Source organism: Telluria sp. RT2P19 (assembly GCF_059685725.1).
Map to the genome: position 1 here is coordinate 233,678 of NZ_JCASIL010000002.1, position 16,289 is coordinate 249,966.

Here is a 16,289-nt window from a genome sequence, read left to right on the forward strand (position 1 = left end):
GGAGGCCATTCCATGCCGGTGTGTGGGTCTTCCGCCTGAACCGGGTAGGCGCCGCCGCCGGCTTCCTGGTCGTCTTCGTACAGCTTGAGATTCCATCCGCCCCCAAAATCGGCAGGGCGAGGCTGGATTTTGTAAGTACGGCGCGTGTCGTTCCCCTTACTGGATACTGGCGGCTGGCTTCACGACGCGCATGACGCTGGCGCGGGAAATGCCGAATGCGCGGGCCAGGGCGCTGATCGATTCGCCGGCTTGGTGTTGCTTGGCCATCGCCGCGCGCTGCTCATCGGTCGTGCTGGTCGGGCGGCCTAGGGTCTTGCCCTCTGCCTTTGCCCTGGCCAGGCCTGACTGCGTGCGTTCGACCAGCAGGTCACGCTCCATTTCCGCGACTGCGGCCAGCATGGTCAGCATCAGCTTGCCGGCGGCGCTGGTCAAGTCCAGCTTACCGAGCTGTAGCACGACAACCTCGATCCGGCGCGCGGCCAGCGCTTTGATCGTGGCGCCAACATCCTGGGCATCGCGGCCGAGGCGATCCAGCTTGGTCACCACCAGCGTCTCGCCATCGCGTATCTGGCTGAGCATCGTGGCGAACTGCGGGCGCTGGGAGGCGGAAACCTTGCCCGATATGCCTTCGTCGGCATACCAGTACACGATGGCATAGCCGGCAGACTCGATCTCGCGGCGCTGGTTCTCCGTCGTTTGGTCTTTCGTGCTGACCCTGCCGTATCCAAAAATTGCCATAGTAATAATCTCCGCTGGCCGACAGCATCCAACGCTGTCCAATAACGTCCATTCTACATGTGAACACGTTCAAAAGTAAAATTGGTATTTTATGAACATGCGTAGCGCCGGCTGATGAGGCCTGTTCAAAACCGGTGGTTTCTAAACACCTGGAAAAGCTGTTGTTTAAGGAACTAATAGAATTGACAGTGAGGAAGAAATTGATAGGATGTAATGATCAAAAAAAAATCGGAGCAGTTCTAATGCACATGTCAACTAAACAACAACTTTTGTCAGAGACGAAACCGTTGCCCTCGAATCGCAACCTGGCACTTGTTTTAGCTTTTTTTGCCCTAGCCCTTGCCGTTGCGGACGCGATCAAACACAGCGTAGGCTATCTCAATATGCAGGTCCTGTTGGTGCTTCCTTCGCATCCCCAAGCGTTCTTGGGGTACGTTGCAGAAGGTCTCGGTGCTAGTCTGGCTCCTGCTGCGATTCACATTGCGGTGGCGTCGTGCTTTAAGACACAGCGGACCAGTCGCAAGCGGTGGAACATTTTGCTTGGGTGGTCAATTGCTACAGCAGTCCTAGCTGTGATGCGCCTGCTGGGATAACTAATGCCTTTCGATATCTGAAGGACTAATACCGCGACTGTGCCTTTGCAACGTTCACCGAATTATCTATTCTGCGTTACGACAACGCCATTCTGGCACCGTACTGATGAAAAGCGATAATTAAGCTTCTAGAAATGATGAACCACGTTACCCCCGCCAACTGAATTTGATCGATTTTATTGACCACGGCCTCTCATGTTCATAACACGTGTGTCCAAGCGGCAAATCAACTTCATCAGCTAGACTGCAGGCTTGCTATTCATCGCTACGCTAACAGTCTGGGTGCCAGCCGGCAAACCATGATTTAAAGATTAAATTGCGAATGAGAAAATATCTAAATATATTACAAGATTTAGAGAAGTCAATCTTAGCGGGTGATAAGGACCTCATTCGTTTTGTTGCATGCGCTAATGACAAACATCTCTACAGCCAAGATCTGGAAACATCGAATGAATTATTAAGACGTTGTGCGGAAGTCGGTGTATGTGAAGCTCATCGGGAACTTTCTCGTCGGCACTGCGTCGGCGAACTACTTCCTTTAGATAAAGCGAAAGCGCTCGCATACGTGCACTCGGAAGCTGAATTAGGATCTGCGTCAGCTATGTATATTCTAGGAGGGATGTATAGCACCGGTCAGTCGAATTATGCAACGCATCTACCGACTGATCTAGTTCCTATGGATATAGATAAAGCGATCATTTGGTACCGGAAGGCAGCGGATCTATGGTTCAGCGACGCACCGGAAAAGTTGGCGGACATTCTTCGTCGAAATCGAATGGCGCGTGACTGCTCGCCGGACGAGTTGAGGGAAATAACAAAACGGTATGAACAGTCAGATAGCTACTTCAAGTTAGGCAATATGTACTGTGTAGACAGGGAATGCTCAAGTCCAGAGGAAATTCAGAAAGCAACGCGCTACTATAACATTGGTCTATCATCCAAGAACAGGACCGTGGTTACTCAATGCACCGAGATACTTGCAAGCTGGGGCGAAAATATATCTGAAACAAAAGGCAAACCTGATGGCGTTACGGCTACTGAGGTCATTATCGCCCCAATTGCTTTATATGTTTGGTTTATCGTAGGAACGGGACTTTTGGGTGTCTTTATCGCAATTAGCGCAGTTACCATTCCACTGTTAATTGGCGGAGGAATAATATATCTTATTTGGCAACTACTCAAAAAAAATCGGTGATGTTTTGGAACCTCGGGTGCCCTATCTGCAGCGTGGCAAACAGGGCATCTTGTAGTTAGACGCTTCAAGCAATCATAAAAACAAAAAGCCCGCTTTAGCGGGCTTTCATTATCAAGTCAATGAAGCGGCGACCTTCCTAAAGCAGCAGTTTGAATTTTTTCCAAGTATTCCGACATTCTTCTCGGGTCTTCGAACTGATATACCTCAGCATTTGCCTTCAGTAAGTTGAGGGCAGATTCGGAATTTCTCCCACCACCAGCAACGATGACGTATTTTTTAGTACTAGCCCCACAAATTTCCGACGCCGCTTTAAGAACTAAACATTTAGCTTGCGCCTCGTACTTCTTAGCAGTATATGCCTGTTGAGACATAGTAAAATCAACAGTTTCAGTAACATGCATCACTGAGTTCTTCAAAGCAAAATCGGCATATAGTCCTTGCTTAGCCTCAATTGGGTATCGCTGAACAATTTTATGATCATTTATATCCGAGGGATCACTTGCAAGAATCCCTAACGAAGAGAACTGCTTCTTTAGACTGGCGCGCAGTTTTGAGCGCTCCCTCTTGATACCTTGCACAATTTTTTTAGGAGGATTTACAGACTCACTCATTATACGATTCATCTGCTCCAAATATTCTTCACGATCCGAAAATGCAAAAACGCCTTCAAATGGATCGAGATGAAAAAAACTCCCCATCAACTTCATCATTACTCCAAGTTGAGTAAGATTTGTGCAAGTCGACGCAATTTGTTTAACTCTCATTCCTACTTCAGGAAGTGAGTCAACAGGGTAATTAGGATTGATCGCAGTTATTTTTCCAGTGTCGTCACTGAAGGACACATCCCATCCAAGATCACTGAAAGCAACGACGCCAACAACAAGACAGTCTATCCGCTCTGGATTTGGCGTAATTTTTACTAGACTATATTTTGCAATATTCATTATAACTCCTGCTCGACGGCCGCGATCCTATTTGAACGTTCAGTTCTCCACCAGGTGTCAAGCAAATCTACATCTGGAGGGGCCAGCCACTCTGTCGGCATACTCGCACAGGTATCACTCATCCAGTCTTGAGGTAACGTGCGGATGCGTTGCGCTATCGTCAGTCCTCTTGACTTCTCGTACGGATGAAACTGCTCCCAGTATGGCTTACAGATCAGTGTCTTGCTGCCAGGATCCATTGGGAGTAAAGGGATAGGTATTGAATGATATATAAAGGCTCGACTGGCGTCGATGAGTTTCGCAACGATGTCTCCGGCAAGGTCAAGGTAGAGGTAGTTAGCGAGGTGACGATCGACGTTATGTACTGTGAGATCGAACGCAAAAGTGTCTGAAAATATGCCACCATTAGTTACCTGAGGAAGTGCAGTAAAAACGTCCTTCTGCCCCCCACCTTCCCATACCGAGCCAAACATCCGTTCAGACTGTCCTTGAACCTCGACAACTACCCAGTCAGCCACAGGTATCCCAACAGCTCTGGCAAGCGACGCGCAGATCCATTCAGTAGCTGGCAACATTGGATGCCGCTTTACGCTCTTGCAGAGGTAGCGCTTTTCCGTTGAACTCTCGATGGCAATGCAGTCGGCGTCAGCAGTTTGGGGAGGTGGCTTGGTTCGGTCACAAACAACCGTGAGGAAGCTGGTCTGAGACATAAGGCAGGTGTTGTAGTTATAGACAACGCTTTGTAGCTGCACCTTCTACATGAAAGCGTTTTTTCAGGTATGGCAGAGGACGCCCGAGTATATGCTCGTTGCTACTCGACAAAAGTCACCAAATGTTGCCAGCACAAGAGAACCGGTCATCACTATGGCTAATGTTGCTTTTATTTAACGAATTAGTAGACTGACATTGATTTTAACCGAATCTTAGCAGCGCCTGCCTACTGTGCAGCACATTTTGTTGGTATTTTTGATGGTATCAATCCATCGATTTCGTGAATTTTCATAGACGAATGTGATTCCGGCCGGAGGCACCACTGCAGCGATTGTCGTACCTGCTTGAAGCCCGCATCCATCAGGAACTGCGGGCTTTTTGCTATCTGCCGCCATCAAATCTTCCTGCCATGACGGCTCAGGTAAATTCCTCACCTGCATATTGCCTTGGCGCGCCGCGCCAGGCGCACCTGACCGGCGTCCGATGGAACGGAATGGTCGCTCAGGCGCTACAAAACATCGCTTAAAATCGGCAGATCCAGCAATCGCCTGTATTTCCAATTGGGAAGATGCGATACTCGCAGTCAAGTCTCATTGGTCTACCTCAGCCTGCCAACCGATTTCATGCTTCAACTATTCAACGCCCCCACCGACCCCACCATGCTGGCCTATGGCGTGTATGAGCCGCGCCTGGTCGTGCTGTCGCTGCTGGTGGCGATTTTTTCCTCGTGGATGGGTCTGCAGATCACGGGCCGCGCCAGCAGCAGTGCGGCGCACCGCGCCATCGTGCTCGGCGCCGGCAGCCTGGCGCTGGGCGCCGGCGTGTGGTCGATGCACTTCATCGGCATGCTCGCCTTCAACCTGTGTACGCCGGTGCACTACGACCACGGGATCACGCTGCTGTCGGCCCTGCCCAGCATCGGCGCGTCGTGGGTCGCGCTGAACCTGATCTCCCGCCCGCAGCTGCGCCTGTCCCACCTGCTGGTGGGCGGGGTGCTGGTCGGCGCAGGGATCGGCGCCATGCACTACGCCGGCATGGCCGGCATGCGCATGCGCCTCGACCTCTATTACGACCCGGCCATGTTCGCGCTGTCGATCGTGGTGGCGGTGGTGCTGGCCACGCTGGCCCTGGGCGTGCGCCACGGCCTGTCGCGCTGGAAGTCGATGACCGAGTCGCGCCGCCTGCTGGTCGCGGCGGTGGTGATGGGCTGCGCCATCGCCGGCATGCACTATACCGGCATGGCGGCTGCCCGCTTCGCCGGCGAAGTCGACCCGCAAGGCCTGTCCGGTTCGAACAGCGACTTCCTGGCGCTGTCGATCACGCTCATCACGGTGGCGCTGTCGCTGGGCGTGGTAGCCGCCAATGGCCTGCTGCGCTACCGCGACATGTACCTCGAGCTGTCGCGCAGCGAAGCCTGGATGCGCGCCCTGCTCACCACCACCGTCGATGGCGTGATCACGGTCGGACGCGACGGCACCATCACCGAGTTCAACGCCTCGGCCGAGCGCATTTTCGGCTGGCGCCGCGCCGAGATCGTGGGCCGCAACATCGGCCTGCTGCTCAATGAACGGGACCGCGGCGCCGGGCGCGGCCTGCTGCACGTGCTGGGCAAGGGCAGCCTGGAAGGCGTCAATACCAGCATGGAGACCTTCGGCGTGCGCAAGGACGGCAGCCTGGTGCCGGTGCGCGGCGCGCTCGGCCACGCCAAGCTGGGCCAGCAAGACCTGTTTGTCTGCTTCGTTACCGACATCAGCGAACGGCGCGCCATGGAACAGGCGCTGCGCGACAGCGAGCAGCAGTTCCGCTCCCTGATCGGCAACATCCCCGGTATCTCCTACCGCAGCAAGCTCAGTGGCGACTGGCCGATGGTCTTCATGAGCGACGCGGTCGAGCGCGTCACTGGCTACCCGGCCGCCGACTTCCTGGGCGAGCCGCCGCGCCGCGTGTTCGGCGCCCTGATCCACGCCGAAGACCGCATCCGGGTGGCCAGGCAGACCGGCGCCGCGCTGCGCGAAGGGCGCCCCTACCTGGTGGAATACCGCCTGCTGCACGCCGATGGCGGCGTGCGCTGGCTGTGGGAAAACGGCACCGCGGTGCGCGACGATGCCGGCGAGGTGCAGTGGCTGGACGGCGTCATCCTCGACATCACCGAGCGCCGCCAGATGGAAGAAGCGCTGCGCGCCGCCAAGGAAACGGCCGAACAGGCCGCGGCCGCGCGCGCGACCTTCGTGGCCAACATGAGCCACGAGATCCGCACCCCGATGAACTCGATCCTCGGTTTCACCGACGTGCTGCTGGACGGCGAATTGAACGTGGAGCAGCGGCGCCACCTGGACACGGTCCGCAGCGCCGGCCGCGCCCTGCTGCGCCTGCTCAACGAGATCCTCGACACCGCCAAGCTCGAAAAAGGCGCGGTCGAGCTGGAACAGGACGACTACAACCTGTTGTCCCTGATCGACGAACTGTCCTCGACCCTGGCCGCGAACGCACGCGCCAAGGGCCTGCACCTGGACATCCAGTATGATCCGGCACTGCCGACCGGCCTGCGCGGCGACGAGCTGCGCATGCGCCAGGTGCTGACCAACCTGCTGGACAATGCGATCAAGTTCACGAGCAAGGGCAGTGTCACCCTCAAGGTGGGCGCCGAGGGCGACCAGCTGTGCATCGCGGTCAGCGATACCGGCATCGGCATCGCGCCCGAGCGCCTGCTCGCCATCTTCGATCCATTCACCCAGGCCGACGCCTCGATGACGCGCCGCTTCGGCGGCACGGGCCTGGGCACCACGATCAGCAAGCAGCTGGTCGAGCTGATGGGCGGACGGATCTGGGCCGAGAGCACGCTGGGACAGGGCACCACCTTCCATGTGCGGGCGCCGCTGGTGCTGGCGCGCTTCGCCAACCAGGCGCCGCGCGTGCGCAGCGCCGCCGTGCTGCCGCCGCTGCGCGTGCTGGTGGCCGACGACGTGCCGCAGAACCTGGAGCTGATGCAGCTACTGATGACCCGCCGCGGCCACACCATGACCGCGGTGCGCGACGGCGCGGCCGTGGTCGAACTGGCCGCCAGCGGCGCGTTCGACATCGTGCTGATGGACTTCCAGATGCCGACCATGGACGGCCTGGCCGCCACCCGCGCCATCAGGTCCCAGGAACAGGCAAGCGGGCGTCCACGCCTGCCGGTGATCGCAATGACGGCCAGCGTGCTGCAGGAACACCGCAGCGCCAGCGTCGACGCCGGCATGGACGGTTTCGCCAGCAAGCCGGTCGACTGGTTTGCGCTGTCGCACGAGATCGCGCGCGTGCTCGGCCTGTCGAACAGCGCGCCCGACAGCGCCGGCATGCCCGGTGCGCCGCGCGAGGTGCTGAACCGGCGCGCCGGCCTGCACCGCTGGAGCAACCGCGAAGACGCCTATGCCGAGGCGCTCGAGCATTTCGGCCGCCAGTACGCCGACCTGGGCCAGACGCTGCGCCTGCACGCCGCCGCCGGCGATCACCAGCAGCTGCGCATGCTGGCGCACAAGGTGCGCGGCGCAGCCGCCAACGTCGGGCTCGAACTGCTGGCGGACGCCCTGGCCGCGCTGGAGCAGGCCACCAATGCGGTGCCGACCGACGCGCGCCAGGTCGCCAATACCCTGGTGGTGGCGAACCACGCGCTGGATGCGGCGCTGAAGGCGCTGAACGCCGTGGCGGCGGCGCCCGCGCCGGTGGCGCAAGGCGGCGCGGTCGACCTGGGGCGTGCACGGCGCGCCGGCGGCGTGCTGCTCGAGGCACTGCGCCGCGGCGCCCTGAACGACGGCGCCATGGCCAGCCTGGCCGCGGCGCTGGCGGCGCATCCCGCTGCCACCCGTGTCACCCAGGTCCAGTCGGCGATCGCCGACTTCGACTTCGACCTCGCCCTCGGGCACCTGGAGGCCGTGATCGGCCTGCTGGGTGATGGGGCACTTGACGACGTTTTCGAAGATTTTCCAGCATGAGCCAACCGAATACCCGACCATTGATCCTCGCGGTCGACGATGAAGCCAGCAATCTGCAGTTGCTGCGCCAGATCCTGCAAGACCACTACCGCCTGCTGTTCGCCAAGGACGGCGCGCGCGCGCTCGAACTGGCGCGCCAGGAGCAGCCCGACCTGGTGCTGCTCGACGTGATGATGCCCGGAATGTCCGGCTACGAGGTGTGCGCCGCCCTGAAGGCGCACCCGAGCACCGCCTCGGTGCCGGTGATCTTCGTTACCGCCCTGACCGAGACCGCCGACGAAGTCGAAGGCTTCGAGGCCGGCGCGGTCGACTACATCACCAAGCCGGTCAGCCCGCCGGTGGTGCGCGCGCGCGTGCGCACCCACCTGTCGCTGGTGCGCATGGAAGAGCTGCGCGCGAGCCGCCTCGAGATCGTGCAGCGCCTGGGCCTGGCGGCCGAGTACAAGGACAACGAGACCGGCCTGCACGTGATCCGCATGAGCCACTTCTCGCGCATCCTCGGCATCGCCGCCGGCATGACCGAACCCGAGGCCGACGACCTGCTGCACGCGGCGCCGATGCACGACGTCGGCAAGATCGGGATACCCGACCGCATCCTGCAGAAACCGGGACCGCTCGACCCCGACGAATGGAAGATCATGCAGGGCCACGTGACGATCGGCGCCGAGATCATCGGCGAGCACGAAGGCGGCATGCTGGCGCTGGCGCGCCAGATCGCGCTGACCCACCACGAGAAATACGACGGCAGCGGCTATCCGAACGCCCTGGCGGGAGAGGATATCCCGCTGGTGGGCAGGATCGTGGCGATCGCCGACGTGTTCGACGCCCTGACCTCGGTGCGGCCGTACAAGAAGGCCTGGACCGAGGAAGAGGCGGTCAATTTCCTGCGCGAGCAGAAGGGCCGCCATTTCGATCCGCAGCTGGTGGACCTGTTCGCCGACCAGATGCCGGCGATTCGCGAGATCAGGTTGAGGTGGGCCGAGAAAGCGTGAACGGTCATTTCGGTTAGCGCTCAGACCGTCGTTCCCGCGCAGGCGGGAACGCGAGGCGTGCATGCGCCGCGGTGAGCTTGGCCGTACTACAGCGCCCGCTTACCTGGGTTTGGACTGCGCGGGGACGACGTGCCGGCGTCAGCGAATGAACTCGGATCCTGGCTGTTCGACCACTGCATCGACGGCCTTGGGCGCACGCCTTGCCGCCAGCTCTTGATACAGCGCCGTATAGTTGGCCGCCATCTGTTCCGACGTAAACAGCTCTTCGAAGCGCTGCTCCGCGCGCCGCCCCATGGCGCGCGCCAGCTCGGGGTTGTCCCACAAGGTGCGCATCGCCGCGCGCAGCGCCTCGGCGTCGGACGGCGGCACCACCAGGCCGGTGTCGCCATCGATATTGATATACGTGGTGCCGGTGCCGATCTCGCTCGAGATCATCGGTTTGCCGTACATCGCGCCTTCGAGCAGCGAGATGCCGAAGGCTTCCGAGCGCAGGTGCGACGGGAAGGCGACGGCGTAGCTCAGTGTCAGCAGCGCCGCCTTGTCGGGCTCATCGATCGCGCCGACGAACATCACGTTCGACAGGCCCAGGCGCGCGGCCTGTTCCTTGAGCTCTTGCTCGATCGGCCCGGCGCCGACGATCACGATCGGATAGTCGGTGCCCGCCGCCGCCTCGAGCAGGATGTGCAGCCCCTTGTAGTAGCGCAGCACGCCCACGAACAGGAAGAACTTCGGCCCCACGCGCTCGCGCCAGTAGGCCAGGCGGTCGGGATCGGGCTGGGGATAGGTGCCGCGGTCAAGGCCGAAGGGAATCACTGTCGTTTTTCCCCTGTACCGCGCCAGCACGGTCGACGAACCCAGGTAATTGGGTGAGGTCGCGACGATCGCATCGACGCTTTTGAGGAAGCGGTGCTTGAGCGGCTGGTACAGGCGCAGCAGGTTGCGCTGGCGCACGATGTCGGAGTGGTAGGTGACGACCGTCGGCTTGTCGACCCGGGCCATGAAGTGGGCCAGGTCCATGAACGGCCACGGAAAGTGGTAGTGCACCACGTCGGCCTGTTTCGCCAGGCGCGCCAGCGCGCCGATCGACTGCACCGAGATCGCGTTGGAGGCGATTTCGGCATTGAGCGGCACGCGGTGCACCATATGGCCTTCGAACTCGAACGGGACCAGGTTGTCCTGGCGCGACAGCGACAGCACGGTATTGGTCACACCGAGGCGGCCGGTGCCCACGCACATCTGGCGGATCACCTGTTCGACCCCACCCACCGAATCCGGGTGATAGGTCTTGTAGAAATGAAGGACACGCATAATCATCTCAGCTTACTGCGAAAGGACGGCACGGTACACCGCCGCCGTCAGGCGTGCGGTGTTTTGCCATGTCAGTTGTTCGGCACGGGCGCGTCCAGCGGCGATACAGCGCGTGCGCGCAACACTGTCCGTGGCCAGTATGCGCATGGCGTCGCCAATGTCGCCGATTGACAACGGATCGACCAGCAGCGCCGCATCGCCCGCCACCTCGGGCAGCGACGTCTTGTTGGCGGCCACCACCGGGACATTCGAGGCGAACGCTTCCAGGACCGGAATGCCATAGCCCTCGTACAGCGAAGGAAAGACGAACACGCCGGCGCCGGCGTACAGGTGGCGCAATTGCCCATGATCGGTCAGGCGATCCAGCCAGACCAGGTTCTCGCCCGCGCCCTGCGCCGCCTTCAGCGCCGCCACCAGGGCCTCGCTGCGGGCGCCGGGGGCGCCGACGATCACCAGGCCGCGTTCACGACGCAAGGGCGCCGGCAGCGCGAGCCACGCTTCCAGCAGGCGCTCGACGTTCTTGCGCGGCTGCAGGGTGCCAACAAACAAGAAATAGCCTGGTTGCAGGCCATAGGAAGCCAGCGTCGCCTCGACCCCCTGCGGCGCGGCGGCCGTGAGCCATTCCTCGTCGACGCCGCAAGGCACCACCGAGACGCGCCGTTCGTCGATGCCGAAGCACTCGACCAGTTCGGCGATGGCGAAATGCGACAGCGCGATCACATGGTCGGCCTTGCGCGCCGCCTTGGCCTGCAGCCAGTTTTTCAGCTTGCGCAGGCGCGGATTGCACCATTCGGGGTGCTTGATCGGCAGCGCATCGTGCAGGCTGGCCACTACCGGGCAATCCATGCGCACCACGCGGTAATCGGTAACGTGGAAAATATCCGCCGGCATATGGACCCGGTGCGCACCCGGCGTCACCAGGTCCAGCAAGGTCGCTGCCTCGAAGGATTGAGGGAAAGCCCGGCCAATGGTGATACCCGTGCTGCCCTTGCGCGGACGCGGCCACGAAAACGGCGCCACCTCGCAGCCCGTTGCGGGCAGGTGCTGCATCAAGGCCCGGGTATAGACGCCGATGCCGTCCAGCCGGCCGCCCGTCAGGCCGGGCTCGACCATGGTAGTCCCCAGCCCGACCTTGAAGACTGCGGGTTTCACGCCCTGTACATCCAATCCAGGGTGTCGTGCAGCGGGGTCGGCGCCAGCTCGCCGATCACGGCGCTCAGCTTGCGATTGCTGCCAGTCAGTTGTAGCACGTCGTTGGCGCGCACGAAGGCGGGGTTCACCTGCACGTCGATACGGTACCCGGCGATCTCGCCCATCATCTCGATCACGCTCGACAGCGAGTGCGGGGTGCCGGAACAGACATTGAAGGCTTCGCCGGCGGGCGCCGCCGCCAGCAGGCGGCGATAGCTGCGCGCCACCATGCGCACGTCGGAGAAATCGCGGGCGATGGCAAGGTTGCCCAATTCGATGCGGGCTTCGTTGCGGCGGAAGTGGTTGACGATCTTGGGCAGCAAGAAATTCTCTGCCTGGCCGACGCCCGTGTAGTTAAATGGACGCACGATCGTGATCGGCAGCTTGTCCATCCACAGGCGCGCCATGTATTCCATTGCCAGCTTGCTGACGGCGTAGTCGTTGGCCGGCGCCGGCGGCACGCTTTCGTCGATCACCGGCACATCGGCATTGCCATAGATATTGGCCGACGAGGCCAGCAGCACGCTGGTCGGGCGCTGCTGGGAGGCAGCGAGCGCTTCGAGCAGGTTGCGCGTGCCGACCACGTTGACGCGGTAGATGGCCTCGACATTGGCATGGCCGACGAAGGCGATGCCGGCCAGGTGGGCCACGACGTCGGGCCTGGCCTCGGCGACCATGGCGGCCACCGCATCGCGGTCGCACAGGTCGACCGCGAACATATCTGAATGCGTATCGGGTCCGGTGTCCTGGCCCGGCATCACGGTGCCGAACACGCGGTAGCCCGCGGCCGTCAGCTCCTGCGCCAGGTAATGCCCGGTGAAGCCGCGCAGGCCCGTGATCAGGGCGCGGCGGCCCTCCCCTTCACGTTCCGTCGCGCGATGCGCCAGAGCGGAAACGTCCTCCGTGGCCAGGCGCGTCATATCAGAACGAGAAACCCTGTTCGTTGCGACGCAGGTCGGCGTCGACCATCATCTGGCACAGCTCTTCGAGCGTGGTCTTGGGTTCCCAGCCCAGCTCGCGCTTGGCTTTCTCGGGGTCGCCGATGAGCAGGTCGACTTCGGCCGGACGGTAGAACTTGGGCGACACGCCCACCAGCTGCTTGCCGCTCTTGCTGCAATGGGCGACTTCCTGCTCGCCGCTGCCGCTCCAGTCGAGGGTGACGTCGGCGGCCTTGAAGGCCATGGTGACGAAGTCGCGCACGGTCTCGGTGCGGTTGGTCGCCAGCACATAGGTGTCAGGCTTGTCGGCCTGCAGCATGCGCCACATGCCTTCGACGTATTCCTTGGCGAAGCCCCAGTCGCGCTTGGCGTCCATATTGCCCAGCTCGAGCAGCTCCAGCTTGCCCTGCACGATCTTGGCCACCGAATCGGTGATCTTGCGCGTCACGAACTCGCGGCCGCGCAACGGCGACTCGTGGTTGAACAGGATGCCCGAGGAACCGAAGATGTCATACGACTCGCGGTAGTTGATGGTCATCCAGTGCGCGTACAGCTTGGCCACGCCATACGGGCTGCGCGGGTAGAACGGCGTGTCTTCTTTTTGTGGGATGGCCTGCACCTTGCCGAACATTTCCGAGGTCGACGCCTGGTAGAAGCGGATCTTCGGATTGACGATGCGGATGGCTTCCAGCAGGTTGACGGCCCCCAGGCCGGTAATCGAGGCGGTGGTCAGCGGCTGGTCGAAGGACACGCCGACGAAACTCTGGGCCGCCAGGTTGTACACCTCGCCAGGCTGCGCGGTTTCGATCAGGCGCAGGCTGGAGGCCAGGTCGGTCAGGTCGTATTCGACCAGCGACAGGTTCGGATGCGAAGTGATGCCGAGTTCATCGATGCGCCAGAAATTGACCGAGCTTGAGCGACGGTAGGTGCCGGTGACGTGATAGCCTTTTTCCAGGAGCAACTGCGCCAAATAGGCGCCATCCTGGCCGGTGATACCGGTAATGAGGGCTCGTTTGTTTTGCATGTTCTTGGATGGATAAGAAGGTGGTCTTGCGGGCGCCACGACGTAGCTGACGAGCCCGGCCAAGCAAGGATTGTAACAGAGGAGGTCGGTTTGCCAGATTGCACTTGAGCATAAGACAAGCCCAGTCGTGCAATAACAGCAACACTTATCTGGACATTATGACCCGAAAATGACGCGTTGCGACTCTCGCTTACGGATTGTTACCAGTGTCTTTGCGAGATGACAAACGACGACATTCCAGCACAGCTGGTGACAAAAACGCCTGACGCAGCGCAGGAGCGCTGGGTCAGGCGTAGCGTACCAACAGGTTAAATTACCGCTGGGAAACCGCATCCACGACGGCAAGGGCCGTCATATTGACGATCCGGCGCACCGTGGCCGACGGGGTCAGGATGTGCACGGCGCGCGCGCAGCCGAGCAGGACCGGACCGATGGCGATGCCGTTGCCGGCCGCCGTCTTGACCAGGTTGTACGAGATATTGGCGGCGTCGATATTCGGCAACACCAGCAGGTTGGCGTCGCCCTGGAGGGTCGATTCCGGCATGATCTTGGCGCGCATCTTGGCGTCGAGCGCGGCGTCGCCGTGCATCTCGCCGTCGATTTCGAGCTCGGGCTTCTTCTGCTGCACCAGGGCCAGGGCGGCGCGCATCTTTTGCGCCGATTCCGAATTGGCGCTGCCGAAGTTCGAGTGCGACAGCAGGGCCGCGCGCGGCGCGATGCCGAAGCGCTCCATTTCCTCGGCCGCCATGATCGTGATCTCGGCCAGCTGCTCGGCGTTCGGGTTCTCGTTGACGTGGGTATCGACCATGGCCAGCTGGCGTTCCGGCGTGATGATGAAGTTCATCGCCGCGTAAACATTGGCGCCGGCGCGCTTGCCCAGCACCTGGTCGATGAATTCCAGGTGGTTCTGGGTGGTGCCGTAGGTGCCGCAGATCATGCCGTCGGCTTCGCCCTTGTGGATCATCATGGCGCCGATCAGCGTATGACGGCGGCGCATCTTGAGCCGGGCCAGGTCCGGCGTCACGCCCTTGCGCATCGTCATCTGGTGATAGGTGGTCCAGTAGTCGCGGTAGCGCTCGTCGAAATCGGGGTTGATCACGTCGAAGTGCTCGCCCAGCTTGAGGCGCAGGCCGAACTTCTCGATGCGCTGCTCCAGCACCGCCGGACGGCCGACCAGGATCGGGCGCGCCAGCTTCTCGTCGACCACCACCTGCACCGCGCGCAGCACGCGCTCGTCCTCGCCCTCGGCGTAGACGATGCGTTTCAGTTCCGCGGGCGCCGCCTTGGCCACCGTGAACAGCGGCTTCATGAAGGTGCCGCTGCGGTACACGAACTGCTGCAGGGTTTCGGCGTAGGCTTCCAGGTCGTCGATCGGACGGGTGGCGACGCCGCCATCCATCGCGGCCTTGGCCACGGCCGGCGCGATATGGGTCAGGAGGCGCGGGTCGAACGGCATCGGGATCAGGTATTCCGGACCGAACGACAGGTTCGAGATGCCGTAGGCCGAGGCCACGATGTCCGACTGCTCGGCATGGGCCAGGTCGGCGATCGCATGCACCACGGCGATTTCCATTTCGCGCGTGATGGTGGTCGCGCCGCAGTCCAGGGCGCCGCGGAACATATAAGGGAAGCACAGGACGTTGTTGACCTGGTTCGGATAGTCCGAACGGCCGGTGGCGATGATGGCGTCGCCGCGCACCGCCTTGGCGTCTTCAGGAAGGATTTCCGGATTCGGATTGGCCAGCGCCAGGATCAGCGGGTTCGGCCCCATCTTGGCGACCATGTCCTGTTTCAGCACGCCGCCGGCGGACAGGCCCAGGAAGATGTCGGCGCCGGGAATGACGTCGGCCAGCGAGCGGTGCTCGGTATCTTGCGCGAAGCGTTCCTTGTCCGGGTCCATCAGCTCGACGCGGCCTTTATAGACCACGCCGGCCAGGTCGGTCACGAAGATGTTTTCGATCGGGAATCCCAGGTCGACGATCAGGTCGAGGCAGGCCAGCGCGGCCGCGCCGGCGCCGGAGACTACCAGTTTGCATTCCTTGAGATTCTTGCCGACGACCTTCAGGCCATTCAGGATGGCGGCGCCGACGATGATCGCGGTGCCGTGCTGGTCGTCGTGGAAGACCGGGATCTTCATCCGCTCGCGCAGTTTGCGCTCGATGTAGAAGCACTCGGGCGCCTTGATGTCTTCGAGGTTCACGCCGCCGAAAGTCGGCTCGAGCGCGGCGATGATATCGACCAGTTTATCGGGATCGGTCTCGTTGATCTCGATGTCGAACACGTCGATCGCGGCGAACTTCTTGAACAGCACGCCCTTGCCTTCCATGACCGGCTTCGACGCCAGCGGGCCGATATTGCCCAGGCCCAGCACGGCAGTGCCGTTCGAGATCACGGCGACCAGGTTGCCGCGGGCAGTGTATTTGTAGGCGTTGGCCGGGTCCTTGACGATCTCTTCGCAAGGCGCGGCCACACCCGGCGAATAGGCCAGCGCGAGGTCGCGCTGGTTCAGCAGGCCCTTCGTGGGCGCCACGCTGATCTTGCCGGGACGGGGAAACTGGTGATACTCGAGCGCTGCTTGACGCAGTTGCTGACGTAATTCTTCTTTTTTGTCAGATGACGAATCCATGCTGGGCAGCCTTCCTGAAGCAAATCGGGGTCTCTGATTCTATCAGACAGCAAGTTGT

The 16,289-nt window shown here is 61.1% G+C and carries 12 protein-coding genes; 4 read left to right on the top strand and 8 right to left on the bottom strand.

Going from position 1 to position 16,289, the window contains the following annotated elements:
* Positions 1-156: 156 nt before the first annotated feature.
* Positions 157-738, bottom strand: coding sequence for a recombinase family protein (locus AC56KW_RS03220; protein WP_497169284.1), 582 nt, complete (start codon positions 736-738; stop codon positions 157-159).
* A 134-nt stretch (positions 739-872) separates the two neighbouring features.
* Between AC56KW_RS03220 and AC56KW_RS03225 the strand changes: the two genes are divergently transcribed.
* A complete protein-coding gene (locus AC56KW_RS03225) occupies positions 873-1,331 on the top strand; it encodes a hypothetical protein (RefSeq protein ID WP_497169285.1) in 459 nt (152 codons plus the stop codon).
* Between the two features lie 322 nt (positions 1,332-1,653).
* Complete coding sequence (locus AC56KW_RS03230) at positions 1,654-2,526, top strand: tetratricopeptide repeat protein (RefSeq protein WP_497169286.1); 873 nt, start codon at positions 1,654-1,656, stop codon at positions 2,524-2,526.
* 116 nt (positions 2,527-2,642) lie between these two features.
* On the opposite strand, the gene AC56KW_RS03235 is transcribed toward AC56KW_RS03230, so the two are convergent.
* Complete coding sequence (locus AC56KW_RS03235; protein WP_497169287.1) at positions 2,643-3,470, bottom strand: hypothetical protein; 828 nt, start codon at positions 3,468-3,470, stop codon at positions 2,643-2,645.
* A complete protein-coding gene (locus AC56KW_RS03240) occupies positions 3,470-4,180 on the bottom strand; it encodes a hypothetical protein (RefSeq protein WP_497169288.1) in 711 nt (236 codons plus the stop codon). Before AC56KW_RS03240 ends, AC56KW_RS03235 begins: the two co-directional genes overlap by 1 nt.
* Before the next feature lie 624 nt (positions 4,181-4,804).
* Here AC56KW_RS03240 and AC56KW_RS03245 point away from each other — a divergent pair.
* The gene (locus AC56KW_RS03245) at positions 4,805-8,152 is read left to right on the top strand and encodes an MHYT domain-containing protein (protein ID WP_497169289.1); all 3,348 of its coding nucleotides are present in this window, start codon (positions 4,805-4,807) and stop codon (positions 8,150-8,152) included.
* Entirely contained in the window at positions 8,149-9,144 is a 996-nt protein-coding gene (locus tag AC56KW_RS03250) for a response regulator (RefSeq protein WP_497169290.1), read from the top strand. The genes AC56KW_RS03245 and AC56KW_RS03250 overlap by 4 nt, the downstream gene beginning before the upstream one ends.
* 138 nt (positions 9,145-9,282) lie before the next feature.
* Here AC56KW_RS03250 and AC56KW_RS03255 read toward each other — a convergent pair whose 3' ends face one another.
* The 5 genes from AC56KW_RS03255 to AC56KW_RS03275 form a co-directional block, all read right to left on the bottom strand.
* Complete coding sequence (locus tag AC56KW_RS03255; RefSeq protein WP_497169291.1) at positions 9,283-10,452, bottom strand: glycosyltransferase family 4 protein; 1,170 nt, start codon at positions 10,450-10,452, stop codon at positions 9,283-9,285.
* A gap of 12 nt (positions 10,453-10,464) precedes the next feature.
* Positions 10,465-11,604, bottom strand: coding sequence for a glycosyltransferase family 4 protein (locus AC56KW_RS03260; protein ID WP_497169292.1), 1,140 nt, complete (start codon positions 11,602-11,604; stop codon positions 10,465-10,467).
* Positions 11,601-12,563, bottom strand: a complete 963-nt coding sequence (locus AC56KW_RS03265) for a GDP-mannose 4,6-dehydratase (protein WP_497169293.1) — start codon at positions 12,561-12,563, stop codon at positions 11,601-11,603. Before AC56KW_RS03265 ends, AC56KW_RS03260 begins: the two co-directional genes overlap by 4 nt.
* Before the next feature lies 1 nt (position 12,564).
* Positions 12,565-13,605 carry a GDP-mannose 4,6-dehydratase gene (gmd, locus tag AC56KW_RS03270; protein ID WP_497169294.1) on the bottom strand — a complete coding sequence of 347 codons (1,041 nt, stop codon included), beginning with the start codon at positions 13,603-13,605 and terminating at the stop codon, positions 12,565-12,567.
* 313 nt (positions 13,606-13,918) lie between these two features.
* Complete coding sequence (locus AC56KW_RS03275; RefSeq protein ID WP_497169295.1) at positions 13,919-16,231, bottom strand: NADP-dependent malic enzyme; 2,313 nt, start codon at positions 16,229-16,231, stop codon at positions 13,919-13,921.
* Positions 16,232-16,289: the final 58 nt, after the last annotated feature.